Consider the following 21,420-nt stretch of genomic DNA (forward strand, 5'->3'; position numbering starts at 1 on the left):
CGACTTCGTGGCCCTGGTGCACGCCGAGGCGGCCTACGCCCGTGCCGTGCGGGCCGCCGCCGAGTACGCAGCCGCCCGGTCCGCCGCCGAGCTCGTGGGCGCGGAGGTGGTGAGCACCCGGCACCGGGTGCGCGCGCTGCGGCGGCACTGGATCCCCCGCCTGCGCGAGACGCTCGACCGGGCCGACCTGGCCTTGGAGCAGGCCGAGCACGAGGACGGCGTCAGGCGGCGCTGGGCGGCTCGGTCGATCGAGCGGTGAGGGGTCACTGGAAGGCAGCGTGGATCTCGTGCTCGGTCGCCGTGTGGGAGACGAGGAGGAGTTCGTCGCCGGGGCGCAGCAGCTCCGCCGGGTCCGGCACGGTCGGCTGCCCCGCGCGCACGATCGTGGCGACGACCGTGCCCTCGGGCAGCCGGACGTCGCCCAGGGGCCGGCCCGCCGTCCTGGACTGCTCCGTGATGGCCGTCTCGATGACCTCCACGCCGGCCTTGCTGAGCCGCAGCAGGGCGACGGTGTCGGTGGCGCCGGTGGCCTCCTCGATGAGGGAGATCAGCGGGGTCGCGGCGGGGACGGCGACGTCGACCCCCCAGCGCTCGTCGAACAGCCAGGCGTTGTCCGCGTCGTTGACGCGGGCGGCGACGCGGGGCACCGAGAACTGCCGTTTGGCGAGGAGGCTGATGACGAGGTTGTCCTCGTCGTCGCCGGTGGTGGCGATGACGAGGTCGGCGGTCAGGGCGCCGGAGTGTTCCAGCAGGGCCGGTTCGCAGGCGTCGCCCGCCACCAGTCGCACCGGGACGCGGCCCTCCAGCCCCGCCACGCGGTCGTCGTCGATGTCGATCAGTGTGACGTCGTTGCGGGCCGCGGCGAGCACCTGGGCGATCTGGGTGCCGAGCCGTCCCGCGCCGGCGATGAGCACGTTCACGTTCCCAGCTCCTTGTCGAGGAAGCCGCGCAGTCTGCCGAGCGCGGTGGCGGCGACGGCGAAGGTGACCAGGTCGCCCGTCTGCGCGGAGGTGCCGTGCGCGGGGATCAGGGAGCGGCCCCCGCGGGTGACCTCGACGACGCGGATCTCGCCGTCGACGTCGAACTCGGCCAGCCGTCGGCCGACGAGGTAGGCGGGTACCTCGGAGCGGACGAGCAGGGTCTCGCCGTTGCCGAAGTCGAGTTCGGGGCTGAGGTGGCGGTGCAGCAGCATCTGGTGGAGCTGATGGACGGTCCAGCGGACGCTGGCGATGGTGGGGATGCCGAGGTCGCGGTAGATGTCGGCGCGCCGTGGGTCGTAGATGCGGGCGAGGACGATCGGCACACGGTAGGTGTCCTTCGCCGTGCGGGCGCTGACGATGTTGCTGTTGTCTCCGGAGGTGACGGCGACGAAGGCGTCGGCGTGCTCGATCCCGGCGGCCCCCAGGACGGCGCGGCTGTAGCCGTTGCCCTCGTGGAAGCGGATGCGGGGGCTGTCGGGCAGCCGCCGTGCGGCCTTGGGGCGGCGGTCGACGACCTCTACGTGGTGGCCTTCGGAGGCGAGCAGCGCGGCGAGGCCGGCGCCCACCCGTCCGCAGCCGACGACGATGACTTTCACCGTGGGGCTCCTTTCCGGCGCGCGTCGCGTCGGCGCAGCCACGCCTTGCGGGTCTCGTCCGCGAGCAGGGGCAGGGTGCCGAGCCCGGCCAGGACCGCCCAGTCGCCGGCGGTGAGCGGGGCGGTGTTGAAGACCGTCTGGAGCGGCGGCAGGTAGCTGATCGCGGCCATGAGGGCGACGCCGAAGCCGCCTGCGGCGAGCAGGGCCGGATTGGACAGCAGACCGACCTTCCGGATGCTCTGCCGGTCGGTGCGCACGGCGAGCGCGTTGAAGAACTGGCTGAGCACGATCCCGGCCTGGACCATGGTGATCGCCTCCCGGTAGACGGGCGTGTCCTTGGTGAAGTCGTCGAACGGGATGCCCGAGGCGCCGATGTGCCAGAAGAACACGGCGGTGACGCCGATCGCCTGGATGCCGCCCAGGAACAGGATCCGTCCCATCACGGCGGCCGAGAACAGCCGTTCCTGGCGGGAGCGCGGCGGGCGGTCCATGACGTCGGGTTCGGGCGGCTCCGCCCCGAGGGCGAGGGCAGGCAGTACGTCGGAGCCCAGGTCGATGGCGAGGATCTGTACCGCGCTGATGGGCACCAGCGGGAATCCGGCGAAGGTGGCCGCCAGGATCGGAACGAGTTCGCCGATGTTGTGGCTGAAGAGGTAGACGAGGAACTTGCGGATGTTCTGGTAGACGGCGCGGCCGAGCCGCACGGCCGCCGCGATGGAGGCGAACGAGTCGTCCAGCAGGACCATCGCGGCCGCCTCGCGCGCCACGTCGGTGCCCGCGGCTCCCATCGCCACGCCGATGTCGGCGTGTTTGAGCGCGGGGGCGTCGTTGGCGCCGTCCCCGGTGACCGCGACCACCTCGCCCCTCCGCTGGAAGGCGGTGACCACGCGCATCTTGTGCTCGGGGCTGACCCGGCACAGCAGCAGCTCGGACGGCTCGGCGAGCAACGCGTCCAGCGCCTCGTCCCCCATCCCGTCGAGCCCGGAACCCGTCACCACGACCGGATCGGGCCGCTGGACGATCCCCACCCTGCGGGCCACGGCCTCCCCGGTCAGCGGGTGGTCCCCGGTGACCATGACGATCCGGATGCCGGCCCGCCGGCAGGCGGCGACCGCGTCCGTGACCTCCGGGCGTGGCGGGTCCAGCATGCCGACCAGGCCGAGGAGGGTCAGCCCGGACTCGGCCTCGTCCTGCGCGGGGCGGGGGCTGTCCAGCTCCCGCCGTGCGACCGCCAGTACCCGCAGCCCCTGGGACGCCAGCTCGTCCCCCGCCGCGACGACCGCCGCCCGGTCCCGTTCGGTCAACTGCCCGCGCCGCCCGTCCCACTCCCGGTCGGTGCAGCGCGCGAGCAGCTCGACGGGCGCTCCCTTGACGCACGCCTGGTAGCCCGCGCCCGCCTTGTGGACGGTGGTCATCAGCTTGCGGTCCGAGTCGAAGGGGAACTCCGTCACCCGTGGCGCCGCTTCCTCCTCCGCCTCCAGTTCCACACCGCCCTTGGCCGCTACGACGAGCAGCGCGCCCTCGGTCGTGTCGCCGAGCACCTTCCAGCGCTCCCGGGGGCCCGCCGGCGCCACCAGGCGGGCGTCGCAGCACAGGCCCGCCACCCTCAGCAGCTCGCGCACAGGGCCCGGCTCGGCCACCTCCCCGTCCGGGGCGTACCCCACGCCGGTCACCGCGTGGGTCACGCCGCCCGCCCACACACGGGTGACGGTCATCTCCGCCTGGGTCAGCGTCCCGGTCTTGTCGGTGCACACCACGGTGGTCGATCCGAGCGCCTCCACCGCGAGCAACCGCTTGATCAGGGCCTGCCGTCGTGCCATCCGCCGTACGCCGATCGCCAGGGACACCGAGAGGGTGGCGGGCAGCCCTTCGGGGACCAGCGCCACCATCACCCCCAGCGCGAACACGAACGAGGACACGACGGACTGGCCGGTGGGCAGCCGTACGGCGAACATCAGCGCGCCGATCGCCAGGGCCGCCCCCGCCACCCGCCGCGCCATGACGGCCACCTGGTGCTGCAGCGGGGTCTTCTGGCGCGGCGCGGCGGCGGCCAGCCGGTAGATCCGCCCGAACTCCGTCGTCGAACCGGTGGCGTACACCACGGCCCGCCCGGCTCCCGCGACCACGTCCGTGCCCATGAAGACGCAGTTGCGGGCCTCCAGCGCCGGCCCGGTCGCCACCGGGTCGGCGGTACGCCCCACGGCGTTGCTCTCCCCGGTCAAGGGCGCGTTGTTCACCGCGAGTTCGTGCGCCTCGACCACGCGGCAGTCCGCCGACACGGCGTCTCCGGCCTCCAGCACCACCACGTCACCGGGCACCAGGTCCCGGGCGGGCACCTCCAGCCGTTCCCCGCCGCGCAGTACCCGGCAGGTGTGGGGGACCATCGCCTCCAGCGCCTGGGCCGTCCGCTCGGCGGAGTACTCCTGCGCGAAGCCGATGGCGGCGTTCAGCACCACGACGGCCAGGATCGCCACGGCCAGTTGCAGGGTGCCCACCTCTCGCGGCTCCTGAAGCCCGTACGCCAGGAAGGTGATGGCCGAGGCGACGAGCAGCACCACCGCGAAGAGATCCGTGAACTGGGCCCCCAGCTCGCGCCAGACGGGCCGGCGCCGCGCACGCGGCAACTCGTTGGCCCCGTACCGCTTGAGCCGCTCCTGCGCCTGCGCCGGCGCGAGGCCGCGTCGTGAGGTGTGCAGGGCGGTGTAGACGTCGGCAGCGGGGAGTTGTCGTACCGGGGCATCGGGAGCGCCGGGGGAAGGGCCGGCGACCGTCGCGGTCTTCTCCGCGCCGGGCGACGGATCCGTGTCCGTGCGCATCACGCGGACCCGCGAGACGACCCGGTCCTCGTCGCCGGTGCCACGGACCGGATCGCGCGGAGGGCCTTGAGCGGGGCTTCCATCACGGGCTCCAGGGTTTCGGCGGCCGTCTCTCGCCGGTTCGCCGCTACGGAATCGGCGGTGCCTTGCCATCGTGTGCCGGAGCCGCGGATGCCACCAGGGCCGTCCGGGGCAGACGAGGGGCCTTCCGGGCCCTCACACCGGGACGGTGATGACGGGGCAGCGGGCGTGGTGCAGCGCTCCCTGGCTCACCGAGCCGAGCAGCATGCCCGTGAACCCGCCGTGCCCGCGGGTTCCCACGACCAGGCTCAGGGCGTGTTCCGAGGCCTCCGTCAGGACCTGGACCGGGTGGCCGCGGACCACCTCGTGGTGCAGTTCCACCCCCGGGTGGGTCGCCGTGCGGCCGGCGACCGTCTCGGACAGCACCCGGCGGCACTCCCTCATCGCGGCGTCCTCGTCCAGGACACCGAGGAGCGGGGTGTGCCACACGTACAGGGCCCTGAGGGCCGCGCCGCGCAGGGCCGCCTCCTCGAACGCCAGGTCCACCGCCGCCGCGGAATGCGGGCTGCCGTCGACGCCGACCACGATGTAGGCGGGCTGTTGGGTGACGTGCTCCGGTTCCGGGACGACCGCGACCGGGCACGGGGCGTGGGCACTGAGCGGGAGCGCCACCGACGCCGAGCTGAACAGTTCACGCCGGACGCCCAGGTGCCAGGAGCCCACCACGACCATCGCGGCGTTCTGTGCCTCCTCGCGCAGGACCCACGCGGGCTCCCCGTCCGCCAGCGACGCCGAGACCTCCAGCGCGGGCCGCCGGGACTCCACGAAGGCGACCGCCTTGTCGAGCGCCTGTTCTCCGACGGACTGGGGCGACGCCTGGCCCGACTGCTCCCAGGACAGCTGTTCCTCGCCTGACCGGTGTCCGCGGATGAGCACTCCGCGGACGTGGACGAGCCGCAGCGGCAGCGCCCGCCGGTCCGCCTCGTCGGCGGCCCAGGCGAGAGCGAGCCGCTTCGAGGGGTCCGGATCGACACCCACGACGATCGGCCGACGTCCGTCCACACCGCTCATGGCGCCTCCTGGTGATCTCCGCGCCGCCCTCTGTCCGCTCTCCCTCCAGCCTCGCTCCTTCCGCCGGGGGCCGCACGCCGCGGCCGCACCGGGGCGGCGGCCTGGACGCCTCGGCAAGGGGCCGTCAGCGCGTGGCCGTGCCGTGGGGACCGTCCGGCCCATGCGGCGCACGCCCGCCGGGCGGACAGTGGAAGCAGGAACGCATGCGACACGAGGAGGCGGAAGCCATGTGGCATCGCACTGTGAGCGACCTCATGACCACGTCGGTCGTCAAGGTGCGCCGGGACACCGGCTTCAAGGAACTGGCCAAGCTGCTCGCCGAGCACGACATCACCGCCGTACCGGTCGTGGACGACGAGGACCACGCCGTGGGTGTGGTCTCCGAGGCGGACCTGCTGCGCAAGGAAGCCGCCCAGCTGGACCCGGCGGGCCTGCTGCCGGTGCTGCGGCCACGCCCCACCGACCGGGCGAAGGCGGAGGCCACGACCGCGGAGGGGCTGATGAGCAGTCCTGCCGTGACAGCGAGGCCGCAGTGGACGGCGGTGGAGGCCGCCCAGGTCATGGAGCGTCACCACGTCAAACGGCTGCCGGTGGTCGACGAGGCCGACAGGCTGGTCGGTCTGGTCAGCAGGGCCGATCTCCTCCGTGTCTTCCTGCGGGGCGACAGCGCCATCCGGGAGGAGATCTCGGGAGAGGTGCTCCTGCGCACGCTCGGGATCGCGCCCGGCACGGTCACCGCGCAGGTCATCGACGGCCGGGTGGCGCTGAAGGGCACCGTCGAGCGCAAGTCGCTCGTCCCGGTCCTCATTCGCCTGTGCCAGGGCGTGGACGGCGTGGTCGACGTCTCCGCGGAACTGCGGCACCGGGTGGACGACACCGCCACGGAGGCGGAGCCCGAGGCCTCGCGCCGCGCGGGACTGGCCACATGAGCGGGTGTGCGTACGCGAGACGGGGTGAGCAGGCGCAGTCCTCGATCAGGTCGGTCGGCGTTCCGGTCTGCCACGGTCACGGTGTCGGCGGCGAGGACGTGGCGGCCAGGGCCCGCAGCGCGGCGACCGGTTTGCGCAGACCGTAGGCGACCACGGTCGACGTTCCGTCGGCATGGCTCCAGGTCAGCAGCGCGCGGCCGTCGGCCACACTGCCCCGCACCGCGGTGGGTTCGCCGGTGAGCGGCACATGGCCGACGATCTTGACGGTGAGGCCGGCGACCTCGGTCCAGAAGTAGTCGTCCCGCGGCGGTCCCGGCGGCGGGAGACCGAGGGCGGAGGCCGCCGCCGTCCTGCCCTGGGCGACGGCGTTGGACCAGAAGGGCGCTCGCCGGTCGGGCCGGGTGCCGTCGCCGCGGAGGTAGGTGACATCACCGGCGGCGAACACCCCCGGCACGCTGGTGGCGCAGACCTCGTCGATACCGACGCCGAGGCGGTCGGCGAGCCCCGTCCCTTCCAGCCAGTCGACGCAGGGGACCTCTCCGGCGCAGGTGACCACCAGGTCCGCGGTGAGTCCGGTGCCGTCGGGGAGCGCCACGCCGTCCACGGGGTCGCCGGTCAGCGTGACCAGGCCGGTGGCCCGCTGGAAGCGGATGCCGTACGCCGCGGCGCGTGCGGTGATCGCGGCGGACAGGTGACCGCCGAGGATGCGGTGCAGCGGCTGGTCGGTGTCCACGACGGTGACCGGGATGCCGCGGGCGGCACAGGCGCCGGCCACCTCCATGCCGAGGAAGCCGGCGCCGATCACGATCGCCGAGGCGGCGTTCGCCAGGCGGGTGCGGAGCAGGCGGGCGTCGTCCAGGGTGCGCAGGACGATTTCACCCCGTTGCCCGGGGGCCGCGAGCCGGCGGGCGTCGGCTCCGGTGGCGGCGATCAGCGCGTCGTAGCCGATCCGGCGGCCGTCGGCGGTGGTGACGGTGCGACGCCGGGTGTCGGCGGTGAGGGCGGGCGAGCGGATGATCTCGGCGTCGAGTCCGTCGAGGGTCAGGCCGAGGGTGTCGTCGGCGGCCGGGTCTTTCAGAACGGCTTTGGACAGGGGCGGACGGGAGTAGGCGCCGTGTTCTTCCGCGCCGATGATCGTGAGGGGTCCGGTGTGGCCGAGGGTGCGCAGGTGGCGGGCGGCGGTGACGCCGGCGAGCGACTCGCCGACGACGAGCACCGAGTGCCCTGCGGTCACGACAGGGCTCGCAGGGCGGCGACCGGGCAGGCGTTGACGGCCGAGCGGGCGGCCGGCTCCTGTGCGGCGGGGATCTCGGTGCCCTCGTAGTGGTAGGTGAGTTCGGCGTTGTCGTCGAGGCTGAAGAGCTCGGGAGCCTGGTCGGCGCACATGCCGTGTCCTTCGCAGCGCGGATGGTCGACGGTGATCTTCATGGTGCTGTCCTCAGCGGTCCTCAAGGGGGCGAGTGGCGGGGTTCAGGCCGGGACGAGTTCGAGCGGCAGGCGTTCGAGTCGGTGGATGATGTTGTTCAGGGCCCACTCGGGCGGGCCGGTGACCTCGATGCGGTCGACGCGTTCCACCAGGGCGTGGAGGATCGCGGAGGTCTCCATGCGCGCCAGTCCCTGGCCCGCGCAGCCGTGGGTGCCCTGCCCGAAACCGAGTTGACGGGCGGCGTCACGGCGGATGTCGAAGGTGTCCGGGTCGTCCCACTCCAGCGGGTCGCGGTTGGCGGAGCCGTAGAGGACCAGCACCCGGGAGCCCTTGGGGAGGGGCACGCCCGCCAGTTCCGTGTCGCGGGCGACGGCGCGGGAGAAGGCGCGGATCGGGGATTCGTAACGGACGACCTCGTTGACCGCTTTCGGGACGAGATCGGGGTCCGCCTTCAGCAGACGCCACTGTTCGGGGTGGGTGGCGAACAGGTACAGAGCGCTGGATATGGCGCTGATCGTCGTGTCCAGGGACGGCGCCAGGTAGTCGATCATCATGGTGGCGCACTCGGCCGGCATGATCCGGCCCTCCTCGGACGCGCGCAGCAGGTCGTGTCCCATGCTGCCGTCCAGCGCGGAGCGGTCACGGACGACACTGCGGGCATAGCGCAGCATGCCGAGGGACGCGGGAAGGGTGCGCAGCGCCTGCCGGTTGACCGGGCCCAGCGCGTCGAAGGTGGCGCCGGCCCAGCGCAGCAGGTGCTCACGGCCCTGCTGGGGCCAGCCGACCAGGTCGGGGACGACGGACATCGGCAGCGCCGTGGCCACCTCCACGGCATCGACCGTCCGCCGGGCCACGGCTGCCGCGACCACGGCGGCCGCCTGCTGCTCGACCGTGTCCTTCAGCGTGCGCAGCGCCCTGGGGGTCAGGCGGTGCGCGAGGAGGGAGCGGCGGCGGGTGTGCTCCTCGCCGTCACTGCACAGCGTGGTGCCCCGGCCCACCCGGTTGGCGACCGGGTTGAGGGCGACGCCGTCCGAGGAGACGAAGGTCTCGTCGTCCAGCAGCACCTGCTTGCACTCGGCGTAGCGCGGCAGAGCGTGGACCTTGTGCTTGCTGAGCCGGACCACAGGGCCGAGGTCGCGCAGCGCCGCATAGTGCGGATACGTGTCGCGTATGGCCGACGCCGCGTACAGGTCGGGGTGGTAGACGGGAATCGCCGAACGCACAGGCATGGGGAAGCCCTCCTGAAGGAGCCGGGAAAGAGCGGGGACAAGGTGGGGGGTGTGCGGGCGCTGCAGGGCACGTGGGCGGCTTGCCGGGAGTTGCGCCCGTGCACGGGCCGTCAGCCGGCGGCGGCCGTCGCCACCCCGGCGTACGCCACCGCCGCCAGCGCCAGTACCGCGGCGGGCAGGGCCCGACCGGGCGGGTCGCCGCGGCGCAGGTGAGCCACCGCGGCGGCCACCATCAGGGCAGCCAGCCCGGCAGCGGCGGCCAACCCCAGCGGGATCGTGGCCAGTCCGAGCAGCAGCCCGGCGACTCCGGCGGTCTCCAGCACACCGATCACCCGGTAGAGGCCCGGCGACATGCCGAGGTGGGCGGCCGCCCGGCGCATGAACGGCACCGCGGCGATCTTCGCCACCCCCAGGGGGAGGAGGACCAGCGCCAGTGCGACGGCGAGAACGGTCCGTGCGGTGGTCATGCCGATCGGTTCCCGCGTTCGGCGCCCAGGCGGGCGTAGTGGTCGATCAGGTCCGGTGCGTCCACGGCGGCCGGGTTGACGACCTGTTCGACCGGAGCGCCCTGGAGGAGCCGTTTGACCGGGACTTCGAGCTTCTTGCCGGTGCGGGTGTGGGGGATGCCCGGCACTTCGAGGATCTCGTCGGGGACGTGGCGGGGTGAGGCGCCGGTCCGGATCGCCTCCTTGATCTTCTCGACGAGCGAGTCGTCCAGGGTCACCCCGGCGGCAAGGACCACGAACAGGGGCATCCAGTAGCCGCCGTCGGGTTCCTCCGCGCCGATCACCAGAGCCTCGGTGATCTCGGGCAGGCGTTCCACGACGTCGTGGATGTCGGCGCTGCCCAGGCGTACGCCGTTGCGGTTGAGGGTGGAGTCGGAGCGGCCGTGCACGATCACCGAGCCGTGCGAGGTGCACGTGATCCAGTCGCCGTGCCGCCAGACGCCGGGGTAGGCGGAGAAGTAGGCGTCCCGGTAGCGGCTGCCGTCGGGATCGTTCCAGAAGGACAACGGCATCGACGGCATCGGACGGGTGACGACCAGCTCACCGACCCGGTCCACGACCGGGAAGCCCTCGGCGTCGTACGCGGCCAGCGCCACGCCCAGGTGGGGCGCCGACAACTCCCCCGCCCAGACAGGGGTGTTGGGCGCGCTGCCCGCGAAGCCGGAGACGACGTCCGTGCCGCCGCTGATGGATGCGAGGAGGACGTGCTCGCCGACGTGCTCGCGGACCCACGGGTAGACGGAGGCGGGCAGGGCGGAGCCGGTGCAGCCGACGACGCGGATCGCCGACAGGTCGTGCACCGAGGGGTCGATGCCGAACTTGGCCATGCCCAGCAGGTATTGGGGGCTGGTGCCGAAGACGGTCACCCGGTGGCAGGCGGCCAGCCTCCACAGGGTGTCGGGCTGGGCGAGGGGTGCCGGACTGCCTTCGTAGGTGCAGGTCGTGGCGCCGGTGAGGAGGGTGGAGGCGACCAGGTTCCACATCATCCAGTGGGTGGTGGTGTACCAGAGCAGGCGGTCGCCGGGGCCGAGGTCGGAGTGCAGGCCGAGGGTCTTGAGGTGTTCGAGCAGAACACCGCCGTGGCCGTGCACGATGCCCTTGGGCAGGCCGGTGGTGCCGGAGGAGAACACGACCCACAGCGGGTGGTCGAACGGCACCGGCGTGCAGGTCAGTTGCTCGGTGCGGGTCGCCGCGTCCTCCCACGGGATCACCAAGGACGGGTACGCCTGTGAGGGCCACGGCAGGCCCACGTGGTCCACCAGCAGGGTGGCCTTCAACGTCGGCAGCGTGCAGGCGAGTTCGAGGGCGGCGTCGCGGCGGTCGTGGGTCGTGCCGTTGAACAGATAGCCGTCGGCGGCGATCAGTACGGTGGGTTCGAGCTGGGCGAAACGGTCGGCGGCGGCCTTGGGCGCGTAGTCCTGACCGCACACCGACCACACGGCCCCGAGGCTCGCGGCGGCGAGGAACGCGACGATCGCGTGCGGGGTGTTGGGCAGGTAGCCCACCACGCGGTCCCCCTGGCCGACACCCAGATCGCGCAGGGTGGCGGCGACGGAGGCGACCTGGGAGCGCAGGCGGCGCGCGGTCACCTCGTGGCAGGAGCCCGTCTCGTCGAGGGCGACGATCGCCACGGCGTCGTCGGCGAGGCTGCGCAGGGCGTGGTGGGCGTAGTTCAGCGTGGCGCCGGGGAACCAGCGGGCGCCGGGCATCCGCTCCTCCGCCAGGACCCGCTCGTACGGTGTGTCCGCGTCGATGTCGAAGTACTCCCACACCGCCGCCCAGAAGCCCTCCAGGTCGGTGACCGACCAGCGGTGCAGGTCGGCGTAGTCGGAGTCCGGCATCCCGGCATGGCGGGCGAAGTCCATGATGTTGCTGTCCGCGACGGCCTGCGGATCAGGTGTCGTGAAAGGGCTGGGCAGGGTCATCGTGCGGCGCTCCTCAGCAGGCTTCGGCCGGCGGTCCGCCGGAGAGGGTGGGGGCTGCGCGTGGTGTGCAGGAGGGGCGCCCAGGCAGCGGTGTCGGTGAAGTCGCAGCCCCCGGCGGGAACGGCGTCCAGGACGACACGGTCGGGGCGCAGCAGGACGGCGTCGGCCCGGCCGGCGCGCAGCCAGGCGGCGAGGGTGCCGTCGTCGCCGATCTCGGCCACGGTGATCACCCGCACGCCGAGTGCGTGCGCGAGCGCGCGCAGCGAGGGCCAGGGTTCGGCAGCGGTCAGGACGGCGAAGGAATCACCGAGCAACTCGTCGAGACGGGCACGTCCTCCGTCGACACGCACCCACGGTTGCGGGCAGTGGGTGCCCCCGAGGCCCCGGCGGGTACGGCGTCGCACCAGGGGTCCGGCGGTCAGGCGCGGACTGAGGTCGCGGCCGGCCGCCTCGGTGAGCCCGGGTATGCGGCAGGCCGCGGCCAGGAGCCGGCGGCGGACCGCGGCTGCGCTGTCCTGGCCGCCTGTCATGGCCCAGCCCATGGCGACCGCGAGCCGGATCACGTGCCGGGCGTGCGGCCTTCGCTCGCTCTCGTAGGTGTCCAACAGGCTCTCTTCCGCGCCCTGTCGAAGGACTCGGGCGAGCTTCCAGGAGAGGTTGTAGGCGTCCCGCAGTCCCGCGCACAGGCCCTGCCCGATGAACGGCGGGGTGAGGTGGGCGGCGTCGCCGAGCAGGAAGACCCGCCCGCTGCGCCACCGGTCGGCGATCCGTGCCCGGAAGGTGTACTGCGTCTCACGGACGACCTCGAAGTCCCCGTCGTACGACGGCGGAAGCCACGGGGCGATCAGCTCGCGCACCGTCTGCTCCGCGTCCCCGAGCCGGAACTCCCAGCGGTAGCGGTCTTCGCCGACGCGCATGAAGGTCGCCGGGCGGCGCGGGTCGCAGACCTGGTCGACCCCCTCCCAGCAGCGCACGTCGGCCTTGGTCCGGACGTCGACAACCCTCCATGTCTCCTCGAAGCGCAGGTTCTCCCATCCGGCTCCGATGGCCTCCCGGGTGAGGCTGCCCGCGCCGTCGCAGCCAAGGACCGCCTCGGCCCACAGCTCGTGCTGGCCGGCTCCGTCGCGGTAGGTCACCCGCACGGGGCCGGTGGTGTCAGGGCCGACGCCGGTGACCTCGACCCCGCCGCGCAGTTCGCACTCCGGGTGCCGGGCGAGGGCGTCGCGCAGCAGCCTCTCCAGTTCGGGCTGGTCGAACATGCTGGTCTGGGGGTAGCCGTGGTGGCCGTCCTCGGTGCGGCGGAACTCCGCCATCGTCCGGTGCCGGGCGTCCAGCAGCCGCAGCCCGTTCGCCGGGCGGGCGATCGCGGTGAACTCCTCCCCCACACCCGCGGCCTGGAGGATCCTGCGCACCTCGTCGTCGGTGGCGACGGCTCGCGGGAGGGGGTAGACGTCCTGATGGCGTTCCAGGACGAGGGTGCGGACTCCGCGCCGGGCCAGGAGGAGGGCGGCGGTCACGCCCACCGGTCCGGCGCCGATGATCACCACAGGGAGGTCGGACTCGTCGTGTTCGGGGGTCATGTGCGGCTCGCTTCGGGTCTTATCGCGGGTCGGCGACGGGTGTGCGCTGCTCGCCGAGGTCGATCCGGCCGTCCGGGGTGGCGATCGTCGCCGTGATCACGTCGCCGGGGTGCAGATAACGCGGGTTCCTGGCCTGCGACTTGAAGAAGGACTTCCACTTCAGGGCGGGCGGCAGCAGCGCGCCGATCTTCTCGACGGGTTTGGGCGGAGCCTTGAGGGCCGTGCCGCCGGGGGTGCCGGTCAGCAGCAGGTCGCCGGGGTCGAGGGTCTGGAACCGGGCCAGCAGGGTGAGGGCCCGCGCGGGGCGGACGATCATGTCGGCGAGGGTGCGGTCCTGACGCAGCTCGCCGTTGACGGACAACCGCAGGCGCAGGTCGAGGAGATGGGCGAAGTCCTCCGGCTCCAGAAGGGCCAGGAAGGGGCCGGTCGGGGTGAAGGTCGGGTACGACTTGCTCTCGTAGAACTGCGTCTTGGTCAGCTGGATCTCCCGGGCGCTGATGTCGTTGGTGATCACCAGTCCGGCGACGTACGACGGCAGGTCCCGCTCCTCGACCACGGTGCCGACGGGCAGCGGCGCCCCCATGACCAGGCCGAGTTCGATCTCGTAGTCGAGGAACCTGACGTGGGAGGGGCGTACGACGGCCTCGCCCGGGCCGCTGACCGAGCCGGACGCCTTGCGGAAGAAGGCGGGCGGGATGTCCCCGGTGAAGCCCGAATCGCGGGCGTGACTGCGGTAGTTGACCATCTGGGCCACCACCCGGCAGGGAGTGGTGACCGGTGACAGGGCGGTCAGGTCGGCTACGGGCGTGCCCGCGTCGGCCGACAGTGCCGCCTCCCGCACGGCGTCGCGGTCGGCGATCAGTTCGGCGGTGGTCACGGCCTTGGTGTCGACCGGAACGGCCCGGTCGCCGCTGACGACCCACCACCCGTAGGCGGTGCGCAGGACGTTGGTGCTCATGTCGGTGCCTTCGTGAGTGTCGGGGGGAACTTGAGTGGGGTCAGGACTTGGTGGCCTTGAGCAGGCCCAGCAGGCGCGCGGGGTCCATCTCGTTGTCTCCGCGCAGCGCTTCGACGACGTCCCGGATCCGCTGCGGGGAGGGACTCGCACCGAGGAAGTCGCTGGTGGCGGGCGGACCCCACTGGGCCAGCCCGCTGGTCGACATGGGCGCCCAGCCGGGCTCGACGTCGCAGGAGAACAGGTCGCCGTCGGCGAAGTGCTCCAGCATGAAGCGGTCGGGATCGCGCCAGTAGTCGAAGAGCTGGCTGCCCTGGATGTGCCGGCCGATCCCCCAACTGCGCCGGTAGCCGCGCTCCTTGAGGTACTCGCCGCCGGCGGCGATCGAGTCGAGGTCGGTGACCTGATAGGCGGAGTGGACATAGCCGGTCCCCGGGCCCAGGTGCATCGCCAGCGTGTGATGGTCGGCGGGCACACCGCCGAGGTCGCAGCGGATGAACGCCATGGTCGGGCCCCGGTCGCGCTGCCCGTCCAGGAACAGGAAGTCGGACACGATCATGCCGAGGGTGTCCAGGTACCAGTCCAGCGCCCGCGCGAACACCCGTGTCTCCAGCACCACATGACCCAGCCGCTGGATCCGCGACGGCTCGCGCGGCGGGCGCTGCGTGGCGTTCGTACGGCGGTGTGCGGTGCCGAAGTTCAGCGGCAGCGGCCGCTGTTCGGGCAGCGCGGGCAGGGGCTCGCCGCAGTGCACCACCCGCACCGGGAAACCGGACGGGTCGAGCAGATCGACCGCCCTGCCACCGCCGGGCACGTCCGCGTCCCGTACCTCGGACCCGGTGGCCCTCGCCAGCCGCTCCAGATCGCTCCGCTCGGCGGCGCGGAACGCCGGGCCGATGAAACGGGACGTACGTCCGCGCCGGATCACCATGCACGGCGAGCCGGCGAAGGTGCCGCGCAGCCACAGTTCGCGCTCCGTGCGTGCCGCGACCCCGAACCCGAAGTCCCGGGCGAAGACCTCGGCCCGCTCCAGGTCCGGCTTCTCGAACTCCAGCCAGGCCAGGTCGGCCACCTTGATCACGGGATTCCGGGACCGGCCCGGGTGCTCGCCGCGCAGGGCGCCCTGTTCGCTGTGCAAGTCCTGGTGGGCGGTCTTGACATCGGCCCCGGGATTGCGGGTTTCAGACATGGTGCCCTCCGTGCGGCATCGCCATAATGATGAAATCATCAAGGTTGACAGGATCGTCGTCAAGGGCTCGCCCGGAGTAAATGATGAATTCATCAGAGCTGCGATGGTCATCGGCCGCACGACTAGACTCGGCGCATGCCTAGGTCAGCCCCACCCAGCAACCGGTTCGAGCGGCGCCGCGCCGAGACCCGGGGCGCGCTCATTCGCGCCGCCCGGCAGATCCTTGCCGAGAGCGGCGACACCGGCGCCAGCATCCAGGCGATCGCCGAACGAGCGGACGTCGGCTTCGGCTCCTTCTACAACCACTTCGACTCCAAGACGGAGCTGTTCGAGGCGGCGGTGGTGGACGCGCTGGAGGAGTTCGGCCAGACCTTCGACGAGCACCTGGCCGGGATCGACGACCCGGCGGAACTCGTCGCGTCGGGCTTCCGGCTCAGCGCCCGCATGGCGGATTCCCAGCCGGAGCTGATGCAGGTGCTGCGCCGCCGCGGTCTCGGCCACATCCACTCGGACAACGGCCTGGCCCGCCGGGCCCTGCGCGACATCGACGCCGGCCTGGCCTCCGGCCGCTTCACCCCCGTCGATCCGGCGGTCGCCCTGTCCGCACTCGGCGGAACCCTGCTCTCCCTGGTGGAGCTGAGATTCGCCCGCCCCGACCTGGACGGCGACGAGGCCGCGGTGAACCTCGCCGAGATGGTCCTGCGCATGCTGGGCGTACCCCCGTCCGACGCGCACGAGGTCGCCCGGCGGCCTCTCCCTGCCGCCGCCACGCAGGCGGCCCCTTCTCGGTAGACGGCTCGCTCGGCCCGTAGGACCGGTGACCGCCGCGCAGGTGCAGGCCTTCGGGAGCGTTCGGCGGCGGGAGGGGGCGTGCGAGCGTCTCGTCGCGCCACCCCCTGGCCCGAAGCACCCGGCCGGGGACAGCAGGGCGTCGCCTCCACCATGAACGACACCACCCGCGAGGCCGGTTCGGCGATCGATATCGCCCTCATGGGCTCGATCCACGTCAGCCACTGCCCTCCTTCCTGCCCGCCTCCGTAGATCAACTCCCCGTCGAGGCTGCCGAGTCCGTACACCACTCGGCAGCCGCCTGCCTCCACGCTCCCCTGATCGCCGCGCGCGTCGCCGTGGTGGCCGCAACCATCGGCACCCTGGCGCGCGCACCGAAGACACCGCCGGCGGCCGACTGACCCTCTGCGACGGAAGGGTCGGTCGCGACGTGAGCGTGGTGCGGGCCGAGCCCTCCACAACCGGGCTGGACACCCGATGCGGCATCGAGGGCGCCGGGCAAGCCACGCCAGGCACGAATCGCAGGGCCTGCACGGGCAACAGCTCGCCGCCGAGGCGCACGCTCGACCGGATCATCGACGCGTACACCCCGCTCGCCGGTGTCGCTCATAGCCAACCCCAGAGCAGCCGATGGCCGTCGGATGCGACACGGCACCGCCGACTTCGCCGCCTCACCAACGGACCCGCACTTGACACGACCACATTATCGGTAACAGTGTAGCCATTATGAGCATCTGGTCTGAGCCGCAGCCCGATTCCCGGTTCGTCGTGGTGGATGGGCTGCAGATCCACTACAAACGCGCCGGACGCGGACCCGCCATCGTCCTGCTGCACGGCAGTGCTTCGTCGCTTCAGCACTTCGACCGCGCGGCGGACCTGCTGTCGGAGTCGTTCGACGTCATCCGCCCCGACCTGCCGGGGTGCGGCCTGACAGGCCCCCGCAGCGACCGCGACTACCGCATCCCGGCCTACACCGCGACGGTGGCGGACTTCCTGGAGGCCCTGGGGGTGCCGCGCTACGCGGTGGCGGGCAATTCACTGGGCGGCAACATCGCCTGGAACCTCGCCCTGGACCACCCGGAGCGGGTGACCGGTCTGGTGCTGGTCAACGCCACCGGATACCCGGAGAAGGAGGTTCCGGCAGGTATGCGCCTGACCCGCAATCCGCTGCTCCGCCCTCTGCTGCGCCGGGTGATGCCGCGCGGCGCCATCGAGCGCAACCTGCGGGCGAACGTCGGCCCGCACTCGACGATCGTGGACGACGCCATGGTGGACCGCGCCCACCAGCTCATGAACCGGCCGGGGAACCGCTCGGCCTTCGTCGACCTCTGCAACACAGACCAGCCCGACCGCAGCGCGCGGATCCCCGGCATCACGGCACCCACGCTGGTACTGCGCAGCGCGGGCATCGACGGCCAGCACTTCACCCGAGACATCCCCGGCGCCGAGGAGCTCGTGCACCCCCACAGCGGTCACCTGCTGCCCGAGGAGGAGCCCCAGTGGGTCTCCGACGCGATCGCGCAGTTCCTCCGCTCCTCCGCCGACACCCCCACTCTCTGAGGCCAAGGAGGCCCGTTCCATGAGGTACTTCGTCGCACAGGGCGAGGACCGACAGCTCACCGCCGCATCGCGGCGGGCCCTGCGCGGCAGCTTCGCCGAACTCTCCGACGGCGTCACGCACTACGAGCTGAAGGGCCCCGAGGACGGCGAGACGGTCGTCATGGCGGGCGGCCTGACCATCCCGCTGTTCTACTGGGACGACCTCGTCACCGAGCTGAACGCCCGCGGGCTGCGGACTCTGACCTGCAGCGCCTACGGTCGCGGCTACTCGGACCGGGTCCGGGCGCGCTACGACGAAACCCTCTTCACGCGGCAGCTGGCCGAGCTGACCGAACGGCTCGGCCTGACGGCCCGCCCGCTGCACCTGATCGGCACCTCCATGGGCGCGCTCGTCGCCATGACCTACGCCGCCCGGCACCGCTCGTCGGTGTCCACCCTGACCATCGTCGGACCCGCCGGTCTCGCGACACCGCGTCCGACCTCCCCTCACCGGCTCCTGCGCAACGACCTGCTGGCCGGAGTCGTCGCCCGGCGGCGCGGCCGCCGGATACTCCGGGGCCACCTCGGGCACAACGTCCGTGACCCCCGGCTCGGCGCGGAACTGACGGACATGGTCCTCGACGCCTTCCGCTTCGAGGGTTCGCTGTACGCCGTCTTCGACACGCTGCAGCACCTGCCGCTCTCCGGCCGTCACGACCTCTTCCGGCAGACGGGCGCACTGGGCATTCCCACGCTGCTCCTGTGGGGCGACGAGGACAGCGTCACGCCGTTGACCCACCTCGACACCGCTCGCGCCCTGCTGGCGCCCCGGCATCGTCATGTCATTCCCCAGTGCGGGCACATGGCCCCGTTCGAACGCCCGCGCCAGGTCGCCGATCAGATCGTCCCGTTCGTGGCCGCATGCGCCGAAAGGCTCGACTCATGAAGAACCCACACGTCATCGACGTACTGGTCGTCGGCGCGGGCCCCTCGGGCACCGCCGTGGCGATCGACCTCGTACGGCGGGGACTCGACGTACGCGTCGTCGACCGGTCCCCCCATGCCTTCGACGGCTCCCGCGCCAAGGGAATCCAGCCCCGCAGCCTCGAAGTCCTCGAAGACCTCGGTGCCCTCGACGAGGTGCTGGCCGGCGGCAGCACCTACCCCAGGCTCGGGATCCACGCGGGCCCCCTCGCCGTGCCCTGGAAGATGTTCACCCACCGGGAAGCGACTCCGGACGTCCCGTACCCGAACACCTGGCTGATCCCTCAGTTCCGCACGGACCGCGCGCTGCACGCCCGGCTCAGCGAGCTCGGCCGGGAGATCGAGTTCGGCAGGGAACTGACCGGGCTGACGCAGGACGAGGACACGGTGGCCGCCACGGTTGCGGGCACGGTGGCAGGCGCGGACGGCACGGAGGAGATCGTCGCCCGCTACGTCGTGGGCGCCGACGGCGGTTCCAGTGCGGTGCGCAAGCAGCTCGGCATCGGCTTCGTCGGCACGACCGACGAAAGCGACCGGATGCTCATCGTCGACGCCTCGGTGACGGGGCTGGCCCGTGACCGGTGGCACATGTGGCCCGGCCGGGGCGGCAGGTTCATCGGCGCTTGCCCGCTGCCGCACAGCGACATGTTCCAGTGGATGATCCGCCTCAAGCCGGACGAGGAGCCGCCCGCGAAGCCGGACGACATCCTTCAGCAGATCCACTCCCGGACCCGCGACCGACGCATCCAGCTGCACGACATCCACTGGACGTCGGTGTTCCGGCCCAACATCCGCCTGGCGAAGGGCTACGGGCGCGGACGCGTCTTCCTCGTCGGTGACGCAGCCCACGTCCACACCCCGGCCGGCGCCCAGGGTCTGAACACCGGTGTGCAGGACGGCTACAACCTCGGCTGGAAGCTCGGTCAGGTCCTCGCCGGGGCGGATCCGGCGCTGCTGGACTCCTACGAGGCCGAGCGGCAGCCGATCGCCGCCGGAGTCCTCGGCCTGTCCACGGAGAAGTGGGGAGGCATCGCCAAGCTCGACCCGTCGAGCATGAAGCGAGGCAAGGACGAACAACAACTCGCCCTGACCTACTACGGCGGTCCGCTCGCCCCCGCCGACGGCATGCGCACCTCGACGCTCCGCGGGGGCGACCGCGCCCCGGACGCGCGACTGCTCCGCGCCGACGGGACCGGGACCCGGCTGTTCGACCTCTACCGCGGGCCGCACTTCACCGCCCTGGCCTTCGGCGCCGGTGCCGCCCGCGACCTCCAAGCGCTCGCCTGGCCGACGGACGGCGCTCAGCTGAAGCGGCTGACGGTCGGGGCCACCGCCGCCGACGGTCTCGCCCTCACCGACCCGGAGAACACGCTGAAGGGCGCTTACGGCCTTGACGGCGACACGCTGCTGCTGATCCGTCCCGACGGCTACATCGGGCACATCGCCACCCGGGACTTCCTCACCACCACACAATCCGCCGCGCGGGCGATGACGCCATGAGCAAGGAGCCGCACCATGTCCCAGCAGAGCCGCACCTCCCCCGGTTCGGGGGCCGGCGCATGAGCCGCACACTGCTGCGCGGAGCGCAGGTCATCACGATGGCGCCGGGCCGTCCCGAAGCCGAGCACGCCGACATCCTCGTGGACGGCGACCGTATCGCCGCCGTCGGCGAGAACATCGAGGCACCCGACGCCGACGTCGTCGACTTCTCCGGCCGCATCGTCATCCCCGGCCTGGTCAACGCCCACCTGCACACCTGGCAGACCGCACTGCGCTCCGCGGGCGCCGACTGGACGCTGATGGAGTACCTCACCCACCTCCACGGCGAGTGCGTCGGCCACTACACCCCGGCCGACATGCACATCAGCAACCTCGCCGGCGCGCTCAACCAGCTCAACTGCGGTACGACCACCGTGGGCGACTGGTGCCACAACGTCCTGTCGCCCGAGCACGCGGACGCGGCCGTGGAGGGCCTTGCCCAGGCCGGTGTCCGCGCCGTCTTCCTGCACGGCACGCCCTACCGCGCACCGAACGTCCCCCACCCGCTCGCCGAGATCGACCGGCTGCTCGACGGGCCCGTGCGCGAACACGCCCTCCTCACCCTGGGCATGGCGCTCCAGGGGCCGCAGTACTCCTCCGTCGAGACCGCCGTGGCCGATTTCCGGGCCGGCGCGGAACGCGGCCTCGTCGTCTCGATGCACCAGAGCGGCGGAGCCCCCGCGCCCGGCTGGGAAGCCGTGCGCGACGCCGGGCTGTTCAGCCCACTGACCAACATCGTGCACGGGACGGACCTGCCCGACGAGTGGCTGAAGACGCTCCTCGAAGCGGGCGTCACCTTCACCACCACCCCGGAGAACGAACTGGGCCAAGGACACGGCGCGCCCATCACCGGGGCACTGCTGCGCCTGGGCGGGGCTCCCTCCCTGGGCACCGACATCGACACCGCCGTACCCGGCAAGGTCCTCACCGCGGCCCGCATCGCCCTGGCCCACCAGCGCGGCCTGGACCACGCCCAGCACCGGGCGACGACCGGCACGCACGCCGACACCGCCTCGGTCACCGGCAGACAGGCACTGGCCTGGGCCACGGTCGAGGGGGCGAAGGCGTTGGGCCTGGCGGACCAGGTGGGCCGGATCGAGGTGGGTATGCAGGCGGACCTGGTCGCCGTCGACGCCCGGGCACTCAACCTGTGGCCGGCCCACGACCCGGTCGCCACGGTCCTGCACGCCGACATCGCCAACATCGAAGCGGTGATGGTCGCCGGCGCCTGGCGCAAGCGCGATCACGTCCTGCTCACGTCCCGGCTCGACGAGGTCATGGACCGGCTGCGCGAGTCCGGAGAGCGGCTGCTGCGCAGCATCGGGCCCGCGGGCACTCGGGGCTGA

Annotated in this window: 20 protein-coding genes; 8 read left to right on the top strand and 12 right to left on the bottom strand. The window is 72.4% G+C overall.

Annotated elements, in window-relative coordinates:
• The coding region (locus EHS43_RS06300; RefSeq protein WP_312023412.1) for a V-type ATP synthase subunit D at positions 1–259 on the top strand (259 nt) is incomplete at its 5' end.
• Between the two features lie 4 nt (positions 260–263).
• Here the strand turns inward: EHS43_RS06300 and EHS43_RS06305 are convergent.
• The 4 genes from EHS43_RS06305 to EHS43_RS06320 all read right to left on the bottom strand — a co-directional run bounded on the left by EHS43_RS06305 (position 264) and on the right by EHS43_RS06320 (position 5,484).
• Complete coding sequence (locus EHS43_RS06305) at positions 264–920, bottom strand: TrkA family potassium uptake protein (RefSeq protein WP_125189542.1); 657 nt, start codon at positions 918–920, stop codon at positions 264–266.
• Positions 917–1,576 carry a TrkA family potassium uptake protein gene (locus EHS43_RS06310; protein ID WP_260470405.1) on the bottom strand — a complete coding sequence of 220 codons (660 nt, stop codon included), beginning with the start codon at positions 1,574–1,576 and terminating at the stop codon, positions 917–919. The genes EHS43_RS06305 and EHS43_RS06310 overlap by 4 nt, the downstream gene beginning before the upstream one ends.
• A complete protein-coding gene (locus tag EHS43_RS06315) occupies positions 1,573–4,392 on the bottom strand; it encodes a cation-transporting P-type ATPase (RefSeq protein WP_125189544.1) in 2,820 nt (939 codons plus the stop codon). The genes EHS43_RS06310 and EHS43_RS06315 overlap by 4 nt, the downstream gene beginning before the upstream one ends.
• A 216-nt stretch (positions 4,393–4,608) precedes the next feature.
• Entirely contained in the window at positions 4,609–5,484 is an 876-nt protein-coding gene (locus EHS43_RS06320; RefSeq protein ID WP_125189545.1) for a universal stress protein, read from the bottom strand.
• 227 nt (positions 5,485–5,711) lie between these two features.
• Between EHS43_RS06320 and EHS43_RS06325 the strand changes: the two genes are divergently transcribed.
• On the top strand, positions 5,712–6,413 hold the full coding sequence (locus tag EHS43_RS06325) for a CBS domain-containing protein (protein ID WP_125189546.1): 702 nt from the start codon (positions 5,712–5,714) through the stop codon (positions 6,411–6,413).
• Between the two features lie 76 nt (positions 6,414–6,489).
• On the opposite strand, the gene EHS43_RS06330 is transcribed toward EHS43_RS06325, so the two are convergent.
• From EHS43_RS06330 to EHS43_RS06365, 8 genes are all read right to left on the bottom strand, one after another.
• Entirely contained in the window at positions 6,490–7,647 is a 1,158-nt protein-coding gene (locus EHS43_RS06330; RefSeq protein WP_125189547.1) for an NAD(P)/FAD-dependent oxidoreductase, read from the bottom strand.
• On the bottom strand, positions 7,644–7,841 hold the full coding sequence (locus tag EHS43_RS06335; RefSeq protein ID WP_125189548.1) for a ferredoxin: 198 nt from the start codon (positions 7,839–7,841) through the stop codon (positions 7,644–7,646). Before EHS43_RS06335 ends, EHS43_RS06330 begins: the two co-directional genes overlap by 4 nt.
• A gap of 42 nt (positions 7,842–7,883) precedes the next feature.
• On the bottom strand, positions 7,884–9,068 hold the full coding sequence (locus EHS43_RS06340; RefSeq protein ID WP_125189549.1) for a cytochrome P450: 1,185 nt from the start codon (positions 9,066–9,068) through the stop codon (positions 7,884–7,886).
• Between the two features lie 110 nt (positions 9,069–9,178).
• On the bottom strand, positions 9,179–9,535 hold the full coding sequence (locus tag EHS43_RS06345) for a DoxX family protein (protein WP_125189550.1): 357 nt from the start codon (positions 9,533–9,535) through the stop codon (positions 9,179–9,181).
• Complete coding sequence (locus EHS43_RS06350) at positions 9,532–11,499, bottom strand: acetoacetate--CoA ligase (protein WP_185806132.1); 1,968 nt, start codon at positions 11,497–11,499, stop codon at positions 9,532–9,534. The genes EHS43_RS06345 and EHS43_RS06350 overlap by 4 nt, the downstream gene beginning before the upstream one ends.
• The gene (locus EHS43_RS06355) at positions 11,496–13,079 is read right to left on the bottom strand and encodes a bifunctional 3-(3-hydroxy-phenyl)propionate/3-hydroxycinnamic acid hydroxylase (protein ID WP_125189551.1); all 1,584 of its coding nucleotides are present in this window, start codon (positions 13,077–13,079) and stop codon (positions 11,496–11,498) included. The genes EHS43_RS06350 and EHS43_RS06355 overlap by 4 nt, the downstream gene beginning before the upstream one ends.
• A gap of 19 nt (positions 13,080–13,098) precedes the next feature.
• Positions 13,099–14,037 carry a fumarylacetoacetate hydrolase family protein gene (locus tag EHS43_RS06360; protein ID WP_125189552.1) on the bottom strand — a complete coding sequence of 313 codons (939 nt, stop codon included), beginning with the start codon at positions 14,035–14,037 and terminating at the stop codon, positions 13,099–13,101.
• Positions 14,038–14,077: 40 nt separating this feature from the next.
• Entirely contained in the window at positions 14,078–15,223 is a 1,146-nt protein-coding gene (locus EHS43_RS06365; protein WP_125189553.1) for a VOC family protein, read from the bottom strand.
• A 135-nt stretch (positions 15,224–15,358) separates the two neighbouring features.
• On the opposite strand from EHS43_RS06365, the gene EHS43_RS06370 reads away from it, so the two are divergent.
• From EHS43_RS06370 to EHS43_RS06395, 6 genes are all read left to right on the top strand, one after another.
• On the top strand, positions 15,359–16,015 hold the full coding sequence (locus tag EHS43_RS06370; RefSeq protein ID WP_125189554.1) for a TetR/AcrR family transcriptional regulator: 657 nt from the start codon (positions 15,359–15,361) through the stop codon (positions 16,013–16,015).
• A 78-nt stretch (positions 16,016–16,093) separates the two neighbouring features.
• Complete coding sequence (locus EHS43_RS46240; protein WP_185806133.1) at positions 16,094–16,264, top strand: hypothetical protein; 171 nt, start codon at positions 16,094–16,096, stop codon at positions 16,262–16,264.
• Between the two features lie 474 nt (positions 16,265–16,738).
• Positions 16,739–17,572, top strand: a complete 834-nt coding sequence (locus EHS43_RS06380; protein WP_125189555.1) for an alpha/beta fold hydrolase — start codon at positions 16,739–16,741, stop codon at positions 17,570–17,572.
• A 19-nt stretch (positions 17,573–17,591) separates the two neighbouring features.
• A complete protein-coding gene (locus tag EHS43_RS06385; RefSeq protein WP_125189556.1) occupies positions 17,592–18,497 on the top strand; it encodes an alpha/beta fold hydrolase in 906 nt (301 codons plus the stop codon).
• Positions 18,494–20,035, top strand: a complete 1,542-nt coding sequence (locus EHS43_RS06390; protein WP_125189557.1) for an FAD-dependent oxidoreductase — start codon at positions 18,494–18,496, stop codon at positions 20,033–20,035. Before EHS43_RS06385 ends, EHS43_RS06390 begins: the two co-directional genes overlap by 4 nt.
• Positions 20,036–20,094: 59 nt before the next feature.
• Positions 20,095–21,420 carry an amidohydrolase family protein gene (locus EHS43_RS06395; protein ID WP_125189558.1) on the top strand — a complete coding sequence of 442 codons (1,326 nt, stop codon included), beginning with the start codon at positions 20,095–20,097 and terminating at the stop codon, positions 21,418–21,420.

This window comes from Streptomyces sp. RP5T (genome assembly GCF_003933965.1).
Lineage (GTDB): Bacteria > Actinomycetota > Actinomycetes > Streptomycetales > Streptomycetaceae > Streptomyces.